The sequence below is a fragment of the Streptomyces sp. ISL-11 genome (assembly GCF_018614525.1).
GTDB lineage: Bacteria > Actinomycetota > Actinomycetes > Streptomycetales > Streptomycetaceae > Streptomyces.
In genome coordinates this window covers 1-5,353 of the sequence record NZ_JAGGOL010000043.1, presented here as the reverse complement: position 1 = coordinate 5,353, position 5,353 = coordinate 1, and the positions used below count along the sequence as shown (strand labels likewise).

4 protein-coding genes are annotated in these 5,353 nt (G+C 72.0%); all 4 read left to right on the top strand.

Annotation, left to right across the window (positions count from 1 at the left end; genetic code table 11):
- Positions 1–114: 114 nt before the first annotated feature.
- Positions 115–1,218 (top strand): VWA domain-containing protein, encoded by a 1,104-nt coding sequence (locus tag J7E86_RS11495; RefSeq protein ID WP_215081491.1) that lies wholly within the window; start codon positions 115–117, stop codon positions 1,216–1,218.
- Positions 1,219–1,447: 229 nt separating this feature from the next.
- Positions 1,448–2,626 (top strand): ADP-forming succinate--CoA ligase subunit beta, encoded by a 1,179-nt coding sequence (gene sucC, locus J7E86_RS11490; protein WP_215081490.1) that lies wholly within the window; start codon positions 1,448–1,450, stop codon positions 2,624–2,626.
- 20 nt (positions 2,627–2,646) lie between these two features.
- On the top strand, positions 2,647–3,531 hold the full coding sequence (gene sucD / locus J7E86_RS11485; protein WP_215081489.1) for a succinate--CoA ligase subunit alpha: 885 nt from the start codon (positions 2,647–2,649) through the stop codon (positions 3,529–3,531).
- Between the two features lie 209 nt (positions 3,532–3,740).
- Positions 3,741–5,353 (top strand): DUF6350 family protein (locus J7E86_RS30955; RefSeq protein WP_308312559.1); only part of this gene is annotated, 1,613 nt, incomplete at its 3' end.

Genomic DNA, 5,353 nt, shown 5'->3' with positions numbered 1-5,353 from the left:
GCCGTCCCGCCGTCGGCCGCTGTCGCAGCCGCGACCGCCGCCACCTCACCCGCCACCTCACCCGCCACCCCACCCGCCGACCCCGCCGCCGAGCGCCTCCGCCGCTGGCGGCTCGTGCTCGGCGGGGACGGGGGAGCCGACGGGACCGGGTGCGCGCTCGCCGGGAGCGACGTGGGCGTGGACCGGACCCTGGAGGCGCTGTACGGGGCCGGGCCGGCCGGCGGCGAGCGGCGGGAGGCGGGGCTCGGCCAGTCCGCGCCGAGGGTCGCCCGCTGGCTGGGTGACATCCGTACGTACTTCCCGGCGTCCGTCGTCCAGGTGATGCAGCGCGACGCCATCGACCGGCTCGGCCTCTCCGCCCTGCTGCTGGAGCCGGAGATGCTCGAAGCCGTCGAGGCGGACGTCCACCTCGTCGGCACCCTGCTCTCGCTCAACAAGGCCATGCCCGAGACCACGAAGGAGACCGCGCGGGCCGTCGTCCGCAAGGTCGTGCGCGACCTGGAGGCCCGCCTGTCCGACCGCACCCGCGCCACCCTCAACGGCGCCCTCGACCGCTCGGCCCGCGTCAGCCGGCCCCGGCACCACGACATCGACTGGGACCGCACCATCCGGGCCAACCTCAAGAACTATCTCCCCGAGCACCGCACCGTCGTGCCCGAACGGCTCATCGGCTACGGCCGGGCCGCCCGGTCGGTGCGCAAGGAGGTGATTCTCTGCATCGACCAGTCCGGCTCGATGGCGGCCTCCGTCGTCTACGCCTCCGTCTTCGGCGCGGTGCTCGCCTCGATGCGCTCGCTCGACACCCGGCTCGTCGTCTTCGACACCGCCGTCGTGGACCTCACCGACCAGCTGGCCGACCCGGTCGACGTGCTGTTCGGCACCCAGCTCGGCGGGGGCACGGACATCAATCGCGCGCTCGCCTACTGCCAGTCGAGGATCACCCGCCCGACGGAAACCGTCGTAGTCCTCATCAGTGATCTTTACGAGGGCGGAATCCGCGACGGAATGCTCAAGCGGGTCGCCGCGATGAAGACCGCCGGCGTGCGATTCGTGACCCTTCTGGCGCTCTCCGACGAGGGAGCCCCGGCCTACGACCGGGACCACGCGGCCGCGCTGGCGGCCCTCGGCGCGCCCGCCTTCGCCTGCACGCCCGACCTCTTCCCGGACGTGATGGCCGCCGCCCTGGAGAGGCGGCCGCTGCCCATACCCGAGCCCTGACCCGTGCGCGACCGGTGGCGACGGGTGCGCGATCTGTGAGCGTAATCACGGCCAGAGTGTGACCTGCGATTTAGGGACCCCCGGCCCACGGGGATAACCTGCGAGGCGGACATGCCGCGTCAACGGTGAACGTGTGCCGCCCTCGTCAAAGATCGCGTCGTCACGCTGCCCCGCGGCACGCCCGCGCAGACAACGAACCGCGATATCCATGGAAAAGGGACTGACGCGCGTGGACCTGTTCGAGTACCAGGCGAGGGACCTCTTCGCCAAGCACGGTGTACCGGTGCTGGCCGGTGAAGTCATCGACACGCCTGAGGCGGCGCGCGAGGCCACCGAGAAGCTGGGCGGCCGTTCGGTCGTCAAGGCGCAGGTGAAGGTCGGTGGCCGCGGCAAGGCCGGCGGCGTGAAGCTTGCTGCCACCCCGGACGAGGCCGTCGCTCGCGCGACGGACATCCTCGGCATGGACATCAAGGGCCACACGGTCCACAAGGTGATGATCGCCGAGACCGCTCCCGAGATCCTCGAGGAGTACTACGTCTCGTACCTCCTCGACCGCACCAACCGCACCTTCCTGGCCATGGCCTCGGTGCAGGGCGGCATGGACATCGAGGAGGTCGCGGAGAAGACCCCCGAGGCCCTCGCGAAGGTCCCGGTCGACTCCAACACCGGTGTCACCATCGAGAAGGCCCGCGAGATCGTCGCCCTGGCGAAGTTCCCGGCCGAGGTGGCCGAGAAGGTCGCCGAGGTCATGGTGACGCTGTGGAAGACCTTCGTCGCCGAGGACGCGCTCCTCGTCGAGGTCAACCCGCTCGCCAAGGTCGCCAACGGTGACATCCTGGCGCTCGACGGCAAGGTCTCGCTCGACGAGAACGCCGACTTCCGCCAGCCGGAGCACGAGGCGCTCGAGGACAAGGCCGCGGCCAACCCCCTCGAGGCGGCCGCCAAGGCCAAGGGCCTGAACTACGTCAAGCTCGACGGTCAGGTCGGCATCATCGGCAACGGCGCGGGTCTCGTCATGAGCACCCTGGACGTCGTCGCGTACGCCGGTGAGAAGCACGACAACGTCAAGCCCGCCAACTTCCTCGACATCGGTGGCGGCGCCTCCGCCGAGGTGATGGCGAACGGCCTCGAGATCATCCTCGGTGACCCGGACGTCAAGTCCGTCTTCGTCAACGTCTTCGGTGGCATCACCGCGTGCGACGAGGTCGCCAAGGGCATCGTCCAGGCTCTTGAGCTGCTCAAGAACAAGGGCGAGGACGTCACCAAGCCGCTCGTCGTACGCCTCGACGGCAACAACGCGGAGCTGGGTCGCAAGATCCTTTCCGACGCCAACCACCCGCTCGTGCAGCGCGTGGACACCATGGACGGCGCGGCCGACAAGGCCGCCGAGCTGGCTGCGGCTAAGTAAAGGACGAGGACTCCACAACCATGGCTATCTTCCTCACCAAGGACAGCAAGGTCATCGTCCAGGGGATGACCGGCGCCACGGGCATGAAGCACACCAAGCTCATGCTGGCCGACGGCACCAACATCGTCGGTGGCGTGAACCCCCGCAAGGCCGGCACGTCCGTCGACTTCGACGGCACCGAGGTCCCGGTCTTCGGCTCCGTCAAGGAAGCGATGGAGAAGACGGGCGCCGACGTGTCCGTGCTCTTCGTCCCGCCGGCGTTCGCCAAGGCCGCCGTCGTCGAGGCGATCGACGCCGAGATCCCGCTGGCCGTCGTGATCACCGAGGGCATCGCGGTCCACGACTCCGCCGCCTTCTGGGCGTACGCGAAGGCCAAGGGCAACAAGACCCGCATCATCGGCCCGAACTGCCCCGGTCTCATCACCCCGGGCCAGTCCAACGCCGGCATCATCCCGGGCGACATCACCAAGCCCGGCCGCATCGGTCTCGTGTCCAAGTCCGGCACGCTGACCTACCAGATGATGTACGAGCTCCGTGACATCGGCTTCTCCTCGGCCGTCGGCATCGGTGGCGACCCGGTCATCGGCACCACGCACATCGACGCGCTCGCCGCGTTCGAGGCCGACCCCGACACCGACCTGATCGTCATGATCGGCGAGATCGGTGGCGACGCGGAGGAGCGTGCCGCCGACTTCATCAAGGCCAACGTGACCAAGCCGGTCGTCGGCTACGTGGCCGGTTTCACCGCGCCCGAGGGCAAGACGATGGGCCACGCCGGTGCGATCGTGTCCGGTTCGTCCGGCACCGCGCAGGCGAAGAAGGAGGCCCTCGAGGCCGCCGGTGTGAAGGTCGGCAAGACGCCGTCCGAGACGGCCCGCCTGGCGCGTGCCGCGCTCGGCGCCTGAGTCACCGCCTGAGCGACCGCCCGGACCGCGACCCGATGCGGCCGCCGGTCCGGCAGACGTGGGCCCGTACCTCTCGCGAGGGGTACGGGCCCACGCTCGTATCCGCACCCATCGCTGTCACTCAAAAGGGGCATAAGCGCATCTGAGGCGACACGACGGCCATTTGCTCGTTACCCGTACGAAAGCCCTGTTGTTGGCAGCATGGCCCCGTGACCCTGGATGCCGAGCACAGCCTGCCGTCGCCCGCGCACGGCCGGTCCGTCGTGAGCGGGCCGCCCATGGCGGGCACGGTGTTCTTCGGCGGGATGGTCGCCGCGGGCCTGGGGCTCGGCGCCCTCGCCGTCGCCGTACTGCTGCTGTGGATCACCTCGCCCTACCCCGACAGCGGGCCCGCCGGTGCCCTGCGCATCGCCGCCGACCTGTGGCTGCTCGCGCAGGGAGCCGACCTCGTACGGACCGAGACGCTCTCCGGGACGCCCGCGCCGGTCGGCCTGACGCCGCTGCTGCTCACGGTCCTGCCGTGCTGGCTGCTCTACCGCGCCGCGCGGCACGCGCTGGAGCCCGGGGAGGAACTGTCGGCGGAGGACGAACCGGAAGACGAACCGGAGGGCTGCCCCGAGGACACCGATCGCCTCGACGACGCCGGGGCGACGGAGCCCGTGGACGCCGTCGACGCCGCCGACGTCTTCGAGGACGGCCATTCGGACGACCGCCCGGCAGAAGAGGAGACGCTCGCGCCGCGCACCGCCGCCCTCGCTCTCCTCGGCGGCTACCTCCTGGTCGCCGCGGCCGCCGTGGTCTATGTCTCCTCCGGCCCCGTACGGGTCGCGCCCCTGAGCGCCCTGCTGCACGTGCCGCTGGTGGCCGGCGCGTCCGTCGCCCTCGGGGTGTGGACGGCGGCGGGCCGTCCCGTCGGGTCGGTGCCCGCGTTCGTCCGGCCGGCGCTGGAGGCGGTGCCCGAGGGCGTACGGACCTGGTTCGCGCGCCCCTGGCTGAAGGCCGCGACGCGCGTCGGCGTCGTGGCCACCGGGACGCTGCTCGCCGCCGGCGCGGTGCTGCTCGGCGTCTCGCTGGCCGTCCACGCGAACGCCGCGCACGAATCGTTGCTCCGGATGACGATGGCCTGGTCGGGCCGGCTCGCCGTGATCCTGCTGTGCGTGGTGCTCCTGCCGAACGCGGTCGTGTGGGCGGCGGCGTACGGGCTCGGGCCCGGCTTCGCGGTCGGCGCGGGCAGCGTGGTGGCCCCCTCGGGTGCGGCCGGGTACCCCGACCTGCCGCGCTTCCCGCTGCTCGACGTGCTCCCGGCGGCGGGCGCCTCCGGACCGCTGACGTGGGCGGCGGCGGGGGCGGTGCCCGTTGTCGCCGGGGTGGCGGTCGCGTACGCGACCGTGCCCCGGGACCCGGACGCGGCGGGCCGCGCCTCCCTCGCCGGAATCGCCTGGACCGCCCTCCTCGGCTCCGTGTTCTGCGCCGGAGCGGTCATGGTCCTGGCGGGCGTGGCCTCGGGCGCGGTCGGCAGCGGGACCCTCGCCGCGTTCGGCCCGTCGTGGTACGCGGGACCGGCCGCCCTGGCCTGGATGGCGGGCATCGGCGTGCCAGGGGCGCTCGCGGTGCGCCACTTGCGGACCCGCGCCGCGCGCGAGGCCGTGAAGGCGGCCCGCAAGGAAGCGCGGAAGGAATCGACGATGGCGGCGGCCCCGGCGACCTCCCCGGATGCGGCCCCGGATGCGGCACGCGACGGTGCCGCCGTGCCCGCGTGGTGCCGGGGGCCGGTGGCCGTGCTGGGCCTGGCGCCGCTGCCGTCCACGGGCGACGGTCAGCC